At 73.8% G+C, this 16,960-nt stretch carries 14 protein-coding genes; 7 read left to right on the top strand and 7 right to left on the bottom strand.

Annotated features, from left to right (window positions below):
• Positions 1 to 377 precede the first annotated feature (377 nt).
• The 3 genes from ACFYM6_RS07545 to ACFYM6_RS07535 all read left to right on the top strand — a co-directional run bounded on the left by ACFYM6_RS07545 (position 378) and on the right by ACFYM6_RS07535 (position 2,798).
• The gene (locus ACFYM6_RS07545; RefSeq protein WP_387273222.1) at positions 378 to 1,025 is read left to right on the top strand and encodes a DedA family protein; all 648 of its coding nucleotides are present in this window, start codon (positions 378 to 380) and stop codon (positions 1,023 to 1,025) included.
• 144 nt (positions 1,026 to 1,169) lie between these two features.
• Entirely contained in the window at positions 1,170 to 1,925 is a 756-nt protein-coding gene (locus tag ACFYM6_RS07540) for a DUF998 domain-containing protein (protein ID WP_387273220.1), read from the top strand.
• A gap of 36 nt (positions 1,926 to 1,961) precedes the next feature.
• Entirely contained in the window at positions 1,962 to 2,798 is an 837-nt protein-coding gene (locus ACFYM6_RS07535; RefSeq protein WP_387273218.1) for an SDR family oxidoreductase, read from the top strand.
• Positions 2,799 to 2,844: 46 nt separating this feature from the next.
• On the opposite strand, the gene ACFYM6_RS07530 is transcribed toward ACFYM6_RS07535, so the two are convergent.
• Positions 2,845 to 4,248, bottom strand: coding sequence for an NAD(P)H-quinone dehydrogenase (locus ACFYM6_RS07530; protein WP_387273217.1), 1,404 nt, complete (start codon positions 4,246 to 4,248; stop codon positions 2,845 to 2,847).
• A gap of 106 nt (positions 4,249 to 4,354) precedes the next feature.
• On the opposite strand from ACFYM6_RS07530, the gene ACFYM6_RS07525 reads away from it, so the two are divergent.
• Positions 4,355 to 4,810 (top strand): gamma-glutamylcyclotransferase, encoded by a 456-nt coding sequence (locus ACFYM6_RS07525; RefSeq protein WP_387273215.1) that lies wholly within the window; start codon positions 4,355 to 4,357, stop codon positions 4,808 to 4,810.
• 74 nt (positions 4,811 to 4,884) lie between these two features.
• On the opposite strand, the gene ACFYM6_RS07520 is transcribed toward ACFYM6_RS07525, so the two are convergent.
• From ACFYM6_RS07520 to ACFYM6_RS07505, 4 genes are read right to left on the bottom strand one after another with little or no spacing between them, the layout of a single operon-like run.
• A complete protein-coding gene (locus ACFYM6_RS07520; RefSeq protein ID WP_387273213.1) occupies positions 4,885 to 5,847 on the bottom strand; it encodes a GNAT family N-acetyltransferase in 963 nt (320 codons plus the stop codon).
• Positions 5,848 to 5,889: 42 nt separating this feature from the next.
• Positions 5,890 to 6,630, bottom strand: a complete 741-nt coding sequence (locus tag ACFYM6_RS07515) for a hypothetical protein (protein ID WP_387273211.1) — start codon at positions 6,628 to 6,630, stop codon at positions 5,890 to 5,892.
• Positions 6,631 to 6,673: 43 nt separating this feature from the next.
• Complete coding sequence (locus ACFYM6_RS07510) at positions 6,674 to 7,612, bottom strand: hypothetical protein (RefSeq protein WP_387273209.1); 939 nt, start codon at positions 7,610 to 7,612, stop codon at positions 6,674 to 6,676.
• 5 nt (positions 7,613 to 7,617) lie between these two features.
• Positions 7,618 to 8,247, bottom strand: a complete 630-nt coding sequence (locus ACFYM6_RS07505; protein WP_387273207.1) for an MBL fold metallo-hydrolase — start codon at positions 8,245 to 8,247, stop codon at positions 7,618 to 7,620.
• A gap of 201 nt (positions 8,248 to 8,448) precedes the next feature.
• On the opposite strand from ACFYM6_RS07505, the gene ACFYM6_RS07500 reads away from it, so the two are divergent.
• The gene (locus tag ACFYM6_RS07500) at positions 8,449 to 9,456 is read left to right on the top strand and encodes a DUF4349 domain-containing protein (RefSeq protein WP_387273205.1); all 1,008 of its coding nucleotides are present in this window, start codon (positions 8,449 to 8,451) and stop codon (positions 9,454 to 9,456) included.
• Here the strand turns inward: ACFYM6_RS07500 and ACFYM6_RS07495 are convergent.
• Entirely contained in the window at positions 9,413 to 10,672 is a 1,260-nt protein-coding gene (locus tag ACFYM6_RS07495; RefSeq protein ID WP_387273203.1) for an amidohydrolase, read from the bottom strand. The two genes, ACFYM6_RS07500 and ACFYM6_RS07495, sit on opposite strands and share 44 nt — an antisense overlap.
• Positions 10,673 to 11,362: 690 nt before the next feature.
• Entirely contained in the window at positions 11,363 to 12,946 is a 1,584-nt protein-coding gene (locus ACFYM6_RS07490; RefSeq protein ID WP_387273201.1) for a methylmalonyl-CoA mutase, read from the bottom strand.
• Positions 12,947 to 13,149: 203 nt separating this feature from the next.
• Here ACFYM6_RS07490 and ACFYM6_RS07485 point away from each other — a divergent pair, with 203 nt between their 5' ends.
• Both ACFYM6_RS07485 and ACFYM6_RS07480 read left to right on the top strand, forming a co-directional pair.
• Positions 13,150 to 15,219, top strand: coding sequence for a serine/threonine-protein kinase (locus ACFYM6_RS07485; protein ID WP_387273199.1), 2,070 nt, complete (start codon positions 13,150 to 13,152; stop codon positions 15,217 to 15,219).
• A gap of 49 nt (positions 15,220 to 15,268) precedes the next feature.
• On the top strand, positions 15,269 to 16,936 hold the full coding sequence (locus ACFYM6_RS07480) for a phospho-sugar mutase (protein WP_387273197.1): 1,668 nt from the start codon (positions 15,269 to 15,271) through the stop codon (positions 16,934 to 16,936).
• Positions 16,937 to 16,960 lie beyond the last annotated feature (24 nt).

Raw genomic sequence — 16,960 nt, 5'->3', positions numbered from 1 at the left:
TTTCCGCCCCGGGGGGGGGGGGGGGGGGGGGGGGGGGGGGCGGGGCCCCCGGCCCGCCGGGCCCCCGGGCGCGGGGGGGGGGGGGGGGGGGGGCCGCGGGCCGGGCCCCGGCGGGCCCCCCGCGACGGCCCGGACGCCGGAAACGGGGGATCCGACGTCCACGCGGCCGTGTCCCGACAACGGTACGCCGATGACCGCCGATCCGCCGCCCGCATGGGTGGCCGGCGCCACGCCGGGAAGCGTCACATTCGCCGGCCCAGAATCGTTGTCCACGGGTGGCCCTGTCGTGTCAGGGGTCACCACCGGGCCGGGCACCCCGGGGTGACGCGGGACATGCCGTCAGGCTCGGTGCGATCGAACGGGGGGAATCCGGCGAGGTGGCGGTCTTGCCCGAACTCATCGCTGACGTCGCATCGCCGACGTGGGCGTACGCCGTGCTGTTGGGGTTGCTGATCGCCGACGCTTTCGTGCCGGTCGTGCCGACCCAGGTCGTCATGATCACCACCGGCGCGCTGACCGTGTACGGCGGGCTCAGCCTGCCGCTCACCATCGCCGTCGGCGCGCTCGGCGTCATCGCCGGCGATCTCGCCTGCTACCTGCTCGGCCGGACCGCACCGGACCGCCGGGCGCCCCGACACGCGATGCCCAGCCGGGCCCGCCGGGCCGTCGCCCGGGCCACCCGCGGGCTGCGCGAGCCGGGACCACTGGTGATCCTGCTCTGCCGCTTCGTGCCGGGCGGCCGGATGGCCGCCTGCTTCTCGGCCGGGCGCAGCCGCTACCCGTACCGCCTCTTCCTGCTCTACGAGACCATGGCGGCGACGGGCTGGGCGACCTACGGCAGCCTGGTCGGGCATCTGGGCGGCCGGGCGCTGACCGAGTCGGCGTGGCGGCTCGTGGTGATCGGCGGGGTGGCGGCGGCCGGGTTCGCGGCGGCCGGCTGGGCGATGAGCGCGATCAGCGCCCGCCACACCCGCACCGAACCCGACGCGGAGGTCCGGGTCGGGGTCGAGGTTTCGGCCGACTGATCGGCATATCAACGATCCGGCGGTGTCCTGAGCACCGGATACCGCAAAGTCGCCGATATGCGGGGCCTCTAGGGGGCGACCCGGGGGCGGAAGTGGGTGGCCGCCCCGGATCCATTTCGGACCGGTTCGGCGACAGGCTGGGGCATGCCCGAAAACCGGAGACGCGCCCTGTTGGCCCTCGGCGGGATCGCCCTGGCGGCGGTGCTCGCCGTACTCGGTCACCTCGAGGTGAACGACGACCTGAGCCCCTGGTCACTGACCGTCAGCGACTTCGCCGTCTCCGACCGGGGCGGCGCCATCGACGTGGCCATGGCGGTGCTCGCCGCCGCGACGGCGGTGCTGATCCCGGCCCTCTGGCGTACCGGATCGGGGGCGGACCCCGGCGGGTCGCGGCGGGAGGGTGGCGGACGGGCGCCGACCGGCGGCGGGGCACCCGCCCGGCTGGGACGGCGGCCGCGGGTGGCCGGGATGTTGCTGTCCGCCTGGACCGCCGGCCTGGTCACCTCCGCCGTGGTACCCACCAACGAGCCCGGCCTGCCCATGGACACCGCGGCCTACCTGCACCGGTACGCCTCGGTGGTCGCCTTCCTCGCCCTGCCGGTCGCCGGCTGGCTGCTCGCCGGACACCTGGGCGGTCACGCCGCCGGCTGGCTGCGCGCGCTCACCCTGGCCAGCCTGCTGCTGGCCGGGGCGATGATCTGGTCCGCCTACCCGGGCGAGCGGATGCTGATCGGGCTCGCCGAGCGTCTGCTCATCGTCGCCGAGGTCGCCCTGCTCAGCGTGGTCGCGGTGGCACTGGCCCGCCGACCAGCCGGCCGCGTCGCCGAGGCCGTCCGGGAAACGGCGGTGGCGCCCACGTCCTTGACCTCAAGGGAGCTTCAACTCGTAGCGTCCGATTGACGGGTCGACGGCGGCCGGTCGGACGAGGAGGCGGAGATGATCCTGGTGACGGGGGCGACCGGCACAGTCGGTCGGGAGGTGGTGTCGCTGCTGCTGGCGCGGGGCGAACAGGTCCGGGCGGTGAGCCGCGACCCGTCCCGGGCGGACCTGCCGGCCGGGGTCGAGGTGGTGGCCGCAGACCTCGGCGACCCCGCCTCGCTCACGCCCCACCTGACCGGCGTCGAGGCGGTCTTCCTGATCTGGCCGTTCACCGACCCGGCCGTGGCCCGGCGGGCCGCCCCCGAAGTCGCCCGGGCGATCGCCGAGCACGCGTCCCGGATCGTCTACCTCTCCGCCCCGGGCGCCGCTGACCAGCCGGCGTCGTTCTGGGCGGAGGTCGAACGGGCGGTCGAGGCGTCCGGCGCGGCATGGACCTTCCTCCGGCCGGTCGGCTTCGCCGCCAACACCCTGATGTGGGCCGACCAGATCCGCGCCGGCGACGTGGTGCGCTGGCCGTACGGGGGCGCGGCCCGGTCACTGATCCACGAGCGGGACCTAGCCGAGGTGGCCGCGGCGGCGTTGACCTCGGACGGCCACGCCGGCGCCCGGTACCTGCTCAGCGGTCCGGCGACGCTGACCCAGGAGGACCAGGTACGCGCCATCGGCCGGGCGGTCGGCCGGGAGCTGCGCTGGTCGGAGATGCCGGTCGGCGAGGCACGGCAGATGCTCTCCGCCGCCTTCGGCGACCCGGCCTTCGCCGACGCCGCGCTGGCCGGCTGGGCCGCCTTCGTCGCCCGCCCCGAACAGGTCACCGACACGGTACGGCGCTTGACCGGCCACCCCGCCCGCACGTACGCCGAGTGGGCCGCCGACCACGCCGCCGCCTTCCGCTGATGCGTCCTCGGGCCGGTCGCCCCGGCCGGCCCGAGGACGCGGCGGGTCACTCCAGTTCGTGCAGCATGAGCTGGCGGGCCGCCTCGGTGATCGAACCCGACAGCGAGGGATAGATGGTGATCGTCTGGGCCAGCTCGTTGACGGTGAGGTTGTTCTCCACCGCCATGGTGATCGGCAGGATCAGTTCGCTGGCCTTCGGCGCCACCACCACGCCGCCGATCACCTGGCCGCTGGCCGGGCGGCAGAAGAGCTTGACGAAGCCGTCGGCGAGGTCGTCCATCTTCGCCCGGGCGTTGCCGGCGAGCGGCAGCATCACCTGGCGGGCCGGGACCTTGCCGGCGTCCACCTCGTTCTGCGAGACGCCGACGGTGGCCAGCTCCGGGTCGGTGAAGACGTTCGCGGCGACGGTACGCAGCCGCAGCGGGCGGACCGCCTCACCGAGCGTGTGCCACATGGCGATCCGGCCCTGCATGGCGGCGACGCTGGCCAGCGGCAGCACCCCGGTGCAGTCGCCGGCGGCGTAGATGCCAGGCACGTTGGTCCGGGAGACCCGGTCGACGGTGACGTAGGCGCCCCGGGCCAGCTCGACGCCGTACTCGGCGAGGCCCAGGTTGGCGGTGTTGGGCACCGAGCCGACCGCGATCAGCGCGTGGCTGCCGGACACCTTGCGGCCGTCGGAGAGCTCGACCTCCACGCCGTCGCCGGTCCGGCGGACCGCCTCGGCACGCGAGTTGTTGAGGATGCTCATGCCCCGGTTGCGGAACACCCGCTCGATCGCCATCGCCGCGTCGGCGTCCTCGTGCGGCATGACCCGATCCCGGCTGGAGACCAGGGTGACCTCGACGCCCATCGCCAGGTAGGCGCTGGCGAACTCGGCGCCGGTCACGCCGGAGCCGACCACGATCAGGTGCTCCGGCAGGTCCGGCAGGTCGTAGACCTGGCGCCAGGTCAGGATGCGCTCCCCGTCGGGGACGGCGGTGGGGAGCTGGCGCGGCGTGGCGCCGGCGGCGATCAGGACGGTGGACGCGGCGATCGAGTACTCCTCGTCACCGTCGGCCGGGCTGACGATCACCCGGTGGGTGTGACCGAGCGTGTCCTCGCCCAGCCGGGCGGTGCCGGCGACGAACTCCACCCCGGCCTTGACCAGCTTGGCGTGGATGTCGGCGGACTGAGCCAGGGCGAGCCGCTTCACCCGCTCGTGCACCGCCCGGGCGTCGACGGTGACCGCCTCCAGCCCGTCCGAGTGCACCCCGAACTCCTCGGTGTCCCGGTAGCCGGTCACCACCTCCGAGCTGGCGATGAAGGTCTTCGACGGGACGCAGTCGGAGAGCACGCAGGCGCCGCCAGCCCCCTCCGCCTCGACCACGGTGACATCAGCGTCCAGCTGGGCGGCGACCAGCGCCGCCTCGTACCCGGCCGGTCCCCCGCCGATGATCACGATCTGGCTCACAGCGCTCGCCCCTCGTCCGTGCTCACAGTGACTTTCTTCTCCCCATCGCGCTCGACACGCACCGTCGTATTCTCCCCCACCCGCCGACCGGGCTATCGTCATCGCCGTGCGTCTGTACGCCGCTTACGGCTCAAACCTGGACCCCGCCCGCATGCGCGCCTACTGCCCGCATTCGCCGATGGTGGGTACCGGCTGGCTGGAGGGGTGGCGGCTCACCTTCGCGGGCGAGGGCGCCATCGGCTGGGAGGGCTCGGTCAGCACGGTGGTCGAGTCCCCGGGTGACCGGGTCTTCGTGGCGCTCTACGACATCCACCCGTACGACGCCGCGCAGCTCGACGAGATCGAGGGCGTGACCGCCGGCACGTACCAGAAGCTCACCGTCCGCGTCTCCACGCTGGACGGGGACGTGACCGCGTGGGTCTACGTCTTCGACGGCTACGAGGGCGGCCTGCCGACGTCGTGGTATCTGTCGGAGATCGCGAACGCGGCGGAGAAGGCGGGCGCGCCGGACGACTACGTCACCGAGCTGCGGTCCCGCCCCACCGGCACCGCGTCGGCCTAGAGGCTCTCCCACGCGTCCAGTCTCCCCCGGCCGGTGCCCCGGCCAGCCGGCGACCCCGGAGCGCGGGTCGCGTGTCACACACCCGTGGTGGTGACGGTGCGCTCGTACATGTCGGTCCAGCGCACCTCGCTCAGCCCGACCGAGCGGTAGAGGGTCACCGGGGTCGTCGGGTTGGCCAGGTCGACGCCGAGCCCGGCGGACGCCCGGCCCTTCGCGGCGTATGTGGCGAAGGCCCGGCGCAGCAGCGCCGCGCCCGCCCCGCGCCGCCGGTACGCCGGCAGCACCGACAGCGTGCGTACCCAGCCCATGTCGTGTTCCAGCGCCTGGTCGGAGGACTGGAGGGCGCCGGCCGGCACCCCGTCGACCTCGGCGACGAACCACTCGTCCCAGACCTTGCCGTACGACGGGAGCTGCTCCCGCCACGCCTCGAAGCCGAGCGGCTCGTAGTCGGGGGTGTCCCGGAACGCGGTGTCGAAGATCCGATGGAACAGCCGCAGGTCGGCCTCGTCGCCGGCGCGCAGCGGGCGGACGGTCACCCCGGCCGGCGGGGCCGCCTCGGCGGGCAGGTCGGCGAGGGAGCGGGTCATCCGGATGTACCGCTTGACCCGGGTGAAGCCGGCCTCGACCAGATCGGCCGCCCAGCGGGTCTCCGGGGCGAAGACCGCGCAGCGGACGGTGAGCGCCGGCACCCCGCGCTCGGCCGCCCGCTCGGCGACCCGGTCGAGCTGCCGGGCCAGCAGTGGGGCGCGCAGGTCCGCACCGCGCTCGGGGTCGACGAGGACGTCGACGAACTCCCGGCCGACCCCGCTCGCGTTTTCGAGGATCGCCCAGGCGACGGCAGCGCCGTCCGGATCGGTGACCAGCCACGAGTCCCGGGCCGGGTCAACGAAGGGGGCGGTCAGCGCGGACTCGACGTCCTCGGCGTCGAAGTCCGGGTAGCCGATCGCGAAGGTGTCGGCGGCGTGCACCACCTTCAGGATCGCGGGCACGTCGTCGAGGGTGGGGCGGCGGGCAGCCCAGCCGGCGGGGAGCGTCACGCCGCTGATCCTGGCAGCCAACCCGGCCCGCGCGCCCCTCATTTATCCGCCGCGGAGGTGCAGCCGGGCGGTGGTGAGCAGGTTGAGCAGTTCCGCTCCCTCGCCGGGGGCCAGCGCCCGGAACGCGGTGGCGGCCAGCCGGTCGGTCACCGCCTCGGCCCAGAGTCGCCGCCGCACCAGCGGCCCGACCGGCGGGTACGGGGGCGACCAGCCGCAGGCGGCGGCCCCCGCCTCCCCCTCCGGCCCGGCCAGCACCGCCTCCAGCGGAGTCATCCCGGCGGCCCGGACCGCCAGCAGGTACGCCCCGGCGAAGTGCTCGCGGAGCAGCAGCAGCGCGACGGCCGCCCGGGCGCCCGGCGAGCGGTCCGGCACCGGCATGGCCCGCCAGGCGGCGAACAGTGGCATCCCGCTGCCGTCCGCCGCGTCGACCGCGCGTTCCAGCAGGCCGGCCAGGCGGGGCGACTCGGGGGCGTCGCTCAGGTGCTGGACACCCCACCGGCAGCACTCGGCCAGGTTCGCCTCGGCGACCGCCAGTGGGCGGGCCGTACGGGCGGCGGCGTCCCAGCCGTCGGCGACCGCGTCGGGGGCGATGAAGCCGAGCGCGGCGGCGACCGTCTCGGCGCGGACGTCGCCGAGCGCGCCGGCCCGGCCGGTGATGTAGAACGCCCAGCCGGAGATGCCGAGCAGCCGAGCGCGGCGCAGCGTCGCCGGGCAACGGGAGAAGGCCTCCCCGAGCTCCAGCACCAGCGGCTTGCTGGCGGCGGCGACCTGCTCGGGGGTCATCGACGGCGCCCCGCCGTCCGTCCACCGTGGTCGTCCATTCCGATCAGTCTGCCCCGTTGCCCTCCTCGTCGGCATCCCCCTCTTCGGCGTCCAGCGCCTCCATCGCGGCCTCTACCTCCCCGGTACGTCGGCGGGCGGTGGTGAGCGACCGCTCGGCGCCCCGCCGGGCCAGCTTGGCCCGGCTCAGTTCCTGCTCGGCGACGGCCCGGCGGCGTTCCAGCTCGGCCAGCTCGGTCTCGATCCGGTCCAGGCTCGCGGCGCCGTCCCGCTCGGACCGGGCGGCCTCGGCCAGTTCCGCCTCGGCCCGGTCCTGATCGCTGCGGGCCAACGCCTGCTCGCGTTCCAGCGCCCGGCGGCGTTTCGCCCGCTCGGCCCGGGCCGCTCGCGCCGCGGCCCGTTCGTCGCGTTCCCGGCGGGCCCCGGCCCGTCCGGCCGCCGGCTCCTCCGGCTCCGGTTCCTCCGCGCCCCCGGTGACCAGCCGCAGCTGCGGGCGGGGCACCTCGCCGAAGCCGGCATAGTGGGTGGCCCGGAGCAGCCGGCCGGTGCGGACCTGCTCGGCCACCTCGGCGTCGGAGAGGGCGGCGTTGAGGGTCGCCTCGACCTCGGCCAGCGGGAGCTTCCCGGCCGACGGGGCGCCCGGCTCGGCGGCGGCCAGCTTGCGAGCCTCGTCGACCAGCGCGCCGACCACGGCCCGGCGCTGGGCGGACAGCTCGCGCAGCTTGGCGCCGCGCAGGTCGCGCTGGGCGGTGCGGAGCGACTCGGCGAGCTGCGCCAGGTCGGCGACCAGCTCGGGCCGGCGGATGGCGAGCAGGTTGACCAGCCAGGCGGCCACGGTGGGCCGGCGCAGCTTGCCGATCTCGCGGGCGGCCTTCTGGTCGCCGGCCCGGCGCGCCTCGGCCACGGCGGCATCGCGGGCCGCGACGAACCGGTCGGGTGGGGTCGCGTAGAGCCGCTGGACCAGCTCGGGGGTGGGTCCAGGCACGGCGGTCAGGCGTCGATCCGGGTGCCCGGTTCGAGGCGGCGGTAGTCGGTGTTCGACAGTGCGGTGTACTGCCGGTCGAGCACGCCGAAACCGTTGTCGTTGAGCAGGCTGTCGTGCAGCGCGTACGCCCGGCGCGGGGCGACCGCCCGGATGAAGTCGACCACTTCGGAGAACTTGTTCCAGGGCGCGTGGATCGGGGCGAAGAGGGTGTCCACCTGGACGTCGTCGGGGACCACCAACGAGTCTCCCGGGTGGTAGACGACGTCGTTGATCAGGAAGCCGAGGTTCTCGATGACCGGGATGTCGGGGTGGATGACCGCGTGCTGGCCACCGTACGCGCGGATCGCCACGCCGGCGGCGGTGAACGACTCGCCCGGCGCGACCACGGTCAGCGCCTCGGCCGCGTCACCGAGGACCTCGGCGAGCGAGGCCGGGCCGTTGATCCGGAACCTGCGCCGGTCCAGCGCCCGGGTCACCGCCTCGACGTTCACGTGGTCGGGGTGCTGGTGGGTGATCAGCACCGCGTCCGCCCCGTCCAGCGCCTGCGGTTCGCTGTAGACACCGGGGTCGACGACCAGCACTCCCCCGTCGTGCTCCACCCGGAGGCAGGAGTGGGCGTACTTGGTGACCTGCATCGTGACTCCTCGATTATCGAATCGTGACGTCCTCAGCGCAGTCTGCCGGAACCGGCGCGATGGCGCGTCGCGTCCGACGTATCGACCCCGGCACGGGGCCGTCGAAGATCGGAGCGGGGATATGAGCGAGCGTCAGCGAGCGAATCATCAGCACAGCGTCGTGGTGCCTCATGCCGGCGCCGAGCGCAGCGAGGTGACGGCATGAGTGGACGAGGGGGACGCCGCCGGGCCGTATCACTGGCGGTGGTGGGGCTGGCGGTGGTGCTGGCTGCGGGGGCTTGCGGCGCCGACAGTGGGCAGAACGACCAGGCCACGTCGGCGCAGGCACCGGCCGCGGGCGCGGGCGCGGCCCAGGACAAGGCGGGCGCGGGCGCGGACCGGGACGCGGCGGCGCCCGCCCCGGCCGGGTCCGGCGGAGCCCAGCCGGACCTGCGGGTCGACCAGCGGTCGATCATCTACACCGGCACGTTGCAGGTCCGGGTGGACGACGTGGAGAAGGCTGCCCGCGCGGCGACCGACGCGGCAACCGCGGCGGGCGGGTTCGTCGGCGGCGACCAGCGGCGCAGCGAGGCGGCGGACGCCCGCGCCGAGCTGACCCTGCGGGTGCCGGCGGACCGGTTCACCGCGGTCGTCGACGAGCTGTCCCGGCTCGGCCAGCCGGAGCAACGCCAGGTACGCACCGAGGACGTCACCGAGGAGACGGTCGACCTGGACGCCCGGATCGCCACCCAGCGGGCCCGGGTGGACAGCGCCCGGAAGCTGCTCGCCCGGGCCAGCTCGATCAACGAACTGGTCACCTTGGAGAACGAGGTGGGGCGGCGGGAGGCCGACCTGGCGTCGCTGGAGGCGAAGAAGCGCCGATTGGCCGACCTGACCGCGCTCTCCACCATCACGGTGACCTTCGTGGGCACCGACGCGACGACCGCCGAGGAGGGGACGGAACTCGGCTTCCTGGTCGGGCTGCGGGGCGGTTGGGACGTCTTCGTCACCACGATGTTCGTGCTGCTGACCGTGCTGGGCGCGGTGCTGCCGTTCACGGTGGTGATCGGCGTACCGGTGGTGCTGCTGGTGCGGGCGGCGCGCCGACGTCGGGCGCGCCGGGCGCCACCGGCCGGTCCGGCCCCGACGGTGCCGGGACCGGCCGGTCCGGTGGGTGGTCCGGCGCCTAGCGCGCCGCCGCCAGTGCCCGCAGCGCGGTCTGGACCATGAGGCGTACGCCGACCGGGATGGCACGCTCGTCCACGTCGAACGAGGCCCGGTGCAGGTCCACGTTGGGCCCGTTCCGGCCGACGCCGAGGCGGGCGAGCGCGCCCGGCACGTGCTCGAGATACCAGGAGAAGTCCTCGCCACCCATGCTCTGCGGGGTCTCCGCGATCCCCTCGGGCCCGAGGGCGGCCGCGGTGGCGGCGGTGAGTACGCCGATGGCGCGGGCGTCGTTGCTGACCGGTGGGCGACCGCGCAGGTATTCCAGGTCGACTGTCGCGCCGGTGGGGGCGATGACGTCCCGGACGACCTGGGCCACGATCTTCGGAGCCTGCTCCCAGGTGTCGCGATCCATCACCCGCAGCGTGCCGGCGGCGCAGGCCTCGGAGGGGATGACGTTGTAGCGGGTGCCGGCCGAGGCGTGGCCGAACACCAGCAGCAGCCCGCTGTTGGCCGGTACCCGCCGGCTGACCAGGGCCGGCACCTCGGTGACCAGCCGGCCCAGCGCGTCGACCAGGTCGACCGTGAGGTGCGGGCGGGCGGTGTGCCCGCCCGGGCCGCTGAGCCGGACGGTGACGTTGTCGGCGGCGGCGGTGATCGGGCCGACCCGGAGACCGACCCGGCCGACCGGGAGGTTCGGGTCGCAGTGGACGGCGAAGATCTGCACCACGTCCTCGAGACCGCCGGCTTCGATGACCTCCAGCGAGCCGCAGGGCAGGATCTCCTCGGCCGGCTGGAAGATGAGCCGGACCCGGCCGTCGAGCTGGCCGAGGTCGGCGAGCTGGGCGAGCAGCATGCCGACGCCGAGCATCACGGTGGTGTGCACGTCGTGCCCGCAGGCGTGGCAGACGCCGTCCACGGTGGACCGGTACGGCACGTCCTTCGGGTCGGTGAGCGGCAGCGCGTCGATGTCGGCGCGGAGCGCGATCACCGGGCCGTCCGGGCGCCCGTCGATGTCGCAGATGACGCCGTTGCCCTTGGGCAGCAGGCGGGGCTTCAGCCCGGCGAGGGAGAGCTCCCGGTGGATGAGGGCGGCCGTCTCGAACTCCTCGCCGGACAGTTCCGGGTGGGAGTGGATGTGACGGCGGGTGGCGATGAGCCCGGGTACCCGGAGGGCGAGCAGATGGTCGAGCTCGAAGGGCAGGGGCTGGGACCCGGTCGGCGCCTCCGGCCAGGACGACGCCAGCAGGCTGCCGGAAGGCAGCGTCAACGCACTCGTCACGTCGAATTCTCGATCACTAGAGATGGATGGATCTTCGGGGAGAACAGCAGACAGCCTAGACCGCCGACGGTGACGCTGCGCAACATCTTTCGGGTAGCGGTCGGACCGCACAGCGTCACGAATGCCCTGGTGGGAAGGCTCGAATATCTGCGGGACAGCAGGTAGATCGCGGTCGAACGCCGTCATCTGCCCCACACCTCCTACAACGCGTAACCGATTCAACGGTCACCAAATCCCGGGCCGTCGTTCCGAATTGTCGCATTAGTCCCGGCAATTAACTGCCGGTCGGACAATTGCGCGACAACAGTCGGCTGTCGGACGACTCCCCACGGTGACATGCCGGTCCGCTGTGCGACCGCACAGGCTGTCCGTCCCGTTCACCCGACCGGGTTACCCGCATTCCCGATCCGCACACGCGCACAAGGGCGGGCCCCACTGCCCCACGGCTCGGCGGACGGGCCGGGCGACGCCGCCCGGAGGGTCCGCACCGAAGGTGCCGCCAGGCAGCCCGCCGGCACCTTCGCAGAGCCGTCTCCGCTTCCGCTCACGTGCGGGGAGACCATCGACTGTACGCCGCCGCGAGGCCCTGCGGCGAGACCCGTACGCCCAGCTCAGGAGGCTCTCAGCCAGGCCGGCACAGGCGCGGCCGCCCCTTCCCCGAGCACCGCCCGGGCCGCGAAGAGAACCAGCTCAGAACCGGTCGCTCGGCCGGTACGTGCCCCACACCTCGCGCAGCGTCCCGCACACCTCGCCCACCGTGGCCCGGGCGCGCAGCGCCTCCTTCATCGGGTAGAGCACGTTCGCGCTGCCCTCGGCGGCGGCCCGCAGCTCGGCCAGGGCGCGCTCGACCGCCTCGGCGTCCCGCTCGGCGCGCAGCTTCGCCAGCCGCTCCGCCTGGGCGGCCTCGATCGCCGGGTCCACCCGCAGCGGCTCGTACGGCTCCTCCTCGTCGATCTGGAACCGGTTGAGCCCGACCACCACCCGCTCGCCCGAGTCGATCTCCTGGGCGATCCGGTACGCGGACTGCTCGATCTCCCGCTTCTGGAAGCCGGCCTCGATCGCGTCCACCGCCGAGCCGTGGTCGAAGACCCGCTGCATCAGCTCGTCGGCGGCCGCCTCGATCTCGGCGGTCATCGCCTCCACCACGTACGACCCGGCGAACGGGTCCACGGTGGCGGTCAGGTCGCTCTCGTAGGCCAGCACCTGCTGGGTCCGCAGGGCCAGCCGGGCCGCCTTCTCGGTGGGCAGCGCGATCGCCTCGTCGAAGCTGTTGGTGTGCAGCGACTGGGTGCCGCCGAGCACCGCGCCGAGGCCCTGGATCGCCACCCGGACCAGGTTCACCTCCGGCTGCTGGGCGGTGAGCTGGACGCCCGCCGTCTGGGTGTGGAACCGCAGCATCATCGACTTCGGGTTCTTCGCCCCGAACTCGTCGCGCATCAGCCGGGCCCAGAGCCGGCGGGCCGCCCGGAACTTGGCGACCTCCTCGAGCAGGGTGGTGCGGGCGACGAAGAAGAACGACAGCCGGGGCGCGAAGTCGTCCACGTCCAGCCCGGCGGCCAGCGCCGCCCGGACGTAATCCACGCCGTTGGCCAGGGTGAACGCGATCTCCTGCGCGGGCGTCGCACCGGCCTCCGCCATGTGGTAGCCGGAGATGGAGATGGTATTCCACTTGGGCACCTCGGCCCGGCAGTACGCGAAGGTGTCGGCGACCAGGCGCAGCGACGGCTTCGGCGGGAAGATGTACGTCCCCCGGGCGATGTACTCCTTGAGGATGTCGTTCTGGATGGTGCCGTTGAGCGCCCCGCCCGGGACCCCGGACTCCTCGGCCACAAGCTGATAGAGCAGGAGCAGCACGGAGCCGGGCGCGTTGATGGTCATCGAGGTGGAGACCTTGTCCAGCGGGATGCCGGCGAAGAGCTGCCGCATGTCCTCGATGGAGTCGATGGCGACGCCGACCTTGCCCACCTCACCGTGCGCGATCGGGTCGTCGGAGTCGTAGCCCATCTGGGTGGGCAGGTCGAAGGCGACCGAGAGGCCCATGGTGCCGGCGCGCAGCAGCTGGTGGTAGCGCGCGTTCGACTCGGTGGCGGTGCCGAAGCCGGCGTACTGCCGCATGGTCCACGGGCGGGAGGTGTACATCGTCGGGTACACCCCGCGGGTGTAGGGGTACTCGCCCGGGGCGCCCAGCCGCTCGGCCAGTTCCCCGGGGAGATCGTCCGCCGTGTAGACGCCCTTGATCGGGAAACCGGACTCGCTTGACCGCCGTTCGCTCATTACCGGATGGTAGGACGCGGCCGGCCGTCGATGGATGAGGGATACCGCACACTGCGCCGGCCGCTCGACGACAGGTGAGTAGCTGGCCACATACCGTCGAGTAGGTAAACGTCCGCCGCGTCGGGTTTCGCATCGGGCGTCGGAACCAGCAAGATAGGGGGGTTGTGTCCCAGCCCCCTCGATATCCCCCGGTGGCTTTTCAAGTGACTCAGATCCCGACGTGGAGCGGCGGACCGGTCAGTCCCCCCACTGGACGCGCGGCACCCGGCACCACCATAGGTGGTCGCTACTCGCTGCGGTCTCCGGTGGGCAACGGCGGCATGGGCACGGTGTGGCGCGCGACCGACACCCTGCTGCGGCGCGATGTGGCGGTCAAGGAGGTCGTGCTTCCGCCCGGGCTGGCCCCCAGCGACCGTGACGCGCTGTACGAGCGGACCCTCCGCGAGGCCCGCGCGGCCGCAGCGATCCAGCACCCGGCCGTGGTCCAGGTCTACGACGTGGTCACCGAGGGTGGCCGCCCGTGGATCGTGATGGAGCTGCTGGACGCGCGCAGCCTGGCCGACATGGTGATCGAGGACGGGCCGGTCGCGCCCCGCGTGGTTGCCAAGATCGGCATCGCGCTGCTCGGCGCCCTGGAGGTGGCGCACGCGATCGGCGTGCTGCACCGCGACGTCAAGCCGGCCAACGTGCTGATCTGCTCCGACGGCCGGTGCGTGCTGACCGACTTCGGCGTCGCCCGGATGCCGACCGACGTGCAGCTCACCACGCCCGGCATGGTGCTCGGGTCGCCACACTTCATCTCGCCCGAGCGGGCGATGGGCCAGGATTTCGGCCCGCCGAGCGATCTGTTCTCGCTCGGCGTCACGCTCTACACCGCCGTGGAGGGCCACCCCCCGTTCGACAAGGGCGACCCGATCGAGACCATGCACGCGGTGGTCGAGGACCCGCCGGCCACCCCGCAGCGCAGCGGCCCGCTGACCGGCGTGCTGATGGGCCTGCTGGAGAAGGATCCGGCCCGCCGGTACGACGTGCACACCGCCCGGCGCATGCTGCGCGAGCTGCTCGCCGGCCCGCTGACCAGCAACGCCGCCGCGGTCAACTCGGTCACCGACCCGTACTCGGTGGTGCCGGTGCAGCGGCCGCCGATTCCGCTGCCCGCCGCGCCCGAGCCGAAGCCGACCGGGCAGATCGGCGGCCGGGCGATGATCGGCCCCGGCGAGTCACTGACCGACCGGCTCGCCGCCCTGCGCCGGGGCGAGCGCACCGAGCCCAGGGCCGCCGAGGGCAGCGCGGCGCTGGACGAGACCAGCGCGGACGCGCTGGCCGGTCCGCTGCACACCCCCACCGGCGTGATGCCCGCGCCGGGCGCCGCCCCGGAGGCCACCCAGCGGATCTCGCCGGACGCCACCCAGCGGTTCGGCGGCGGCGCGGGACCGGAGGCCACCCAGCGACTCGGGGGCGGGCACCCCGACGCCACGCAGCGGGTCGACGTCGGCCACCCGGAGGCGACCCAGCGGGTGTACGGCCGCGGCGCCGACGCCACCCAGCCGGTGTACGGCGGCAACCAGTGGTCGGTGCCGGGCACCGGCCAGCCGTGGGCCACCCCGGCCGCCGCACCGGCCGACGGCGGTGCCCTCGGCAAGGCCCGCAGCGCCGGCAGGCAGCTCGTCGGCACCGTCAAGGGTTGGCCGCGCAAGGTCCAGCTGGCCGCCGCCGGTGGCGTGGCCGTGCTGCTGCTGATCGTCGTGATCGCCCTCAACAGCGGCGGCGACGAGACCCCGCCGCCGATCGTGGGCACGCTGCCCACCGCCACCGCCGAGGCCCCGCCGGTCGAGATGCAGGAGGTCTCGGCCAAGGACGTCACCATCCAGGTGCCGAAGGGCTGGGAGCGCAAGACCGGCGGCGTCTTCGTCGACTACGTCGACCCGCAGGACAGCCGGCGCAAGGTCCGCATCCTGGCGGAGAAGTGGAACGGCACGTCGATGAGCTGGGCCGAATTCGCCTCCCGGAACCTTGCCGGCAACAGCAAGTCCTGCGCCAAGCCGTACAACGAGCTCGCGATGTCGGAGACGACGCTGGCCGGCAAGCCAGCGGCGGAGTTCGAGTACACCTGCGGCGAGGGCGACTCGATGCGGCACGGCGTCTGGCGCGGCGTGGTCGAGGACGGGAAGGTGTACTCGTTCTACCTGACCGCCAACGACGCGACGTTCGCCGAAAGCAAGCCGATCTTCGACGCGATGGCCGGGTCGTTCCAGCTCACCGGGGCCAACTGAGTCGAGGCCGACGGGCAGTGGTGCTCCGCCGCCGTGCTATCAAGAGGCCATGGCGGCGGAAACCACTGATCTTGACGAGCTTCGCGACCGGGCCCAGCGGTGGCTCGACGACGACCCCGACCCGGCCAGCCGGGACGAGCTGCGCGCGGTCCTGGACGGACTGCCGGGAAGCGGCCCGGAGCTGGCCGACCGGTTCGCCGGTCCACTGACCTTCGGCACCGCCGGGCTGCGTGGTCCGCTGCGCGCCGGCCCGAACGGGATGAACCTCGCGGTGGTCACCCAGGCCGCCGCCGGGCTGGTCGGCTGGCTCGCCGACCAGGGCGGTGAGGGGCCGCTGGTCATCGGGTACGACGCTCGCTACGGCTCGCGGGCGTTCGCCGAGCGCACCGCCCAGGTCGCCACCGGCGCGGGTCGCCCGGCCCTGCTGCTGCCCCGCCCGCTGCCCACCCCGGTGCTGGCGTTCGCGGTGCGGCACCTCGGCGCGGTGGCCGGCGTCATGGTCACCGCCAGCCACAACCCACCTCAGGACAACGGCTACAAGGTCTACCTCGGCGCGCAACTCGGCGGCGAGTTGGGCGCGGGCGCGCAGATCGTGCCCCCGGCCGACGCCGGCATCGAGGCGGCCATCCGGGCGGTCGGCCCGCTGGCGAAGGTGCCGCTCGGCCCGGCCGGCAAGGTGCTCGGCGACGATCTGGTCGCCGCGTACGTGGAGCGGGCCGCCGCAGTGATCGATCCGAGCGGTCGGCGCGACCTGAAGGTGGCGTACACCCCGCTGCACGGGGTGGGCGGCGCGGTGCTGACCGCCGCCTTCGCCCGGGCCGGGTTCGCCGTGCCGGGCGTGGTGCCCGACCAGGCCGAGCCGGACCCGGACTTCCCCACGGTGAACTTCCCCAACCCGGAGGAGCCGGGCGCGGTGGACCGACTGGTCGCGCTGGCCCGCGACCGGGACGCGGACCTCGCCATCGCCAACGACCCGGATGCGGACCGCTGCGCGGTCGCCGTCCCGGACGGTGCCGGCAACTGGCGGATGCTGCGCGGCGACGAGGTGGGCGCGCTGCTCGCCGACCACCTGATGCGCCGCGGGGTGACCGGCCTGTACGCCACCACCATCGTGTCCTCGTCCCTGCTGCGGGCCATGTGTGCCGCCCGAGGCCTGCCGTACGACGAGACGCTGACCGGGTTCAAGTGGATCGTCCGGGCCGGCGGCGGGAGCGAGCCGCTGGTCTTCGGGTACGAGGAGGCGCTCGGCTACTGCGTCGCGCCGGAGCACGTCCGGGACAAGGACGGCATCACCGCCGCGCTGAGCGTCGCCGAGCTGGCCGCCGGCCTCAAGGCCCAGGGCCGTACGCTCACCGACCGGCTCGACGAACTGGCCGCCGAGTTCGGCGTGCACCACACCGACCAGCTGTCGGTCCGGGTGGACGACCTGCGGGAGATCGCCGGGATGATGGCCCGGGTCCGGGCGGCCACCCCGGAGACGCTGCTCGGGCACCGGGTCACCGAGGCGAAGGACCTGCTCCCCGGCGCGGACGTGGTGATCCTGCGGACCGACGCGGCCCGGGTGGTGATCCGCCCCTCCGGCACCGAGCCGAAGCTCAAGGCGTACCTGGAGGTCGTGGAGCCGGTCGCGGACGGCGACGTCCCCGCCGCCCGCACCCGCGCCCACGCGGCGGTCACCACCCTCCGCACCGAGATCTCCACCGCCCTCGGCCGCTGACCTGTCACGAGTTGATCAAGAGGT

The organism is Micromonospora sp. NPDC006431 (assembly GCF_042870725.1).
In the GTDB taxonomy this organism is placed as follows: Bacteria; Actinomycetota; Actinomycetes; order Mycobacteriales; family Micromonosporaceae; genus Micromonospora.
This window is presented reverse-complemented; position numbering and strand designations above follow the sequence as displayed.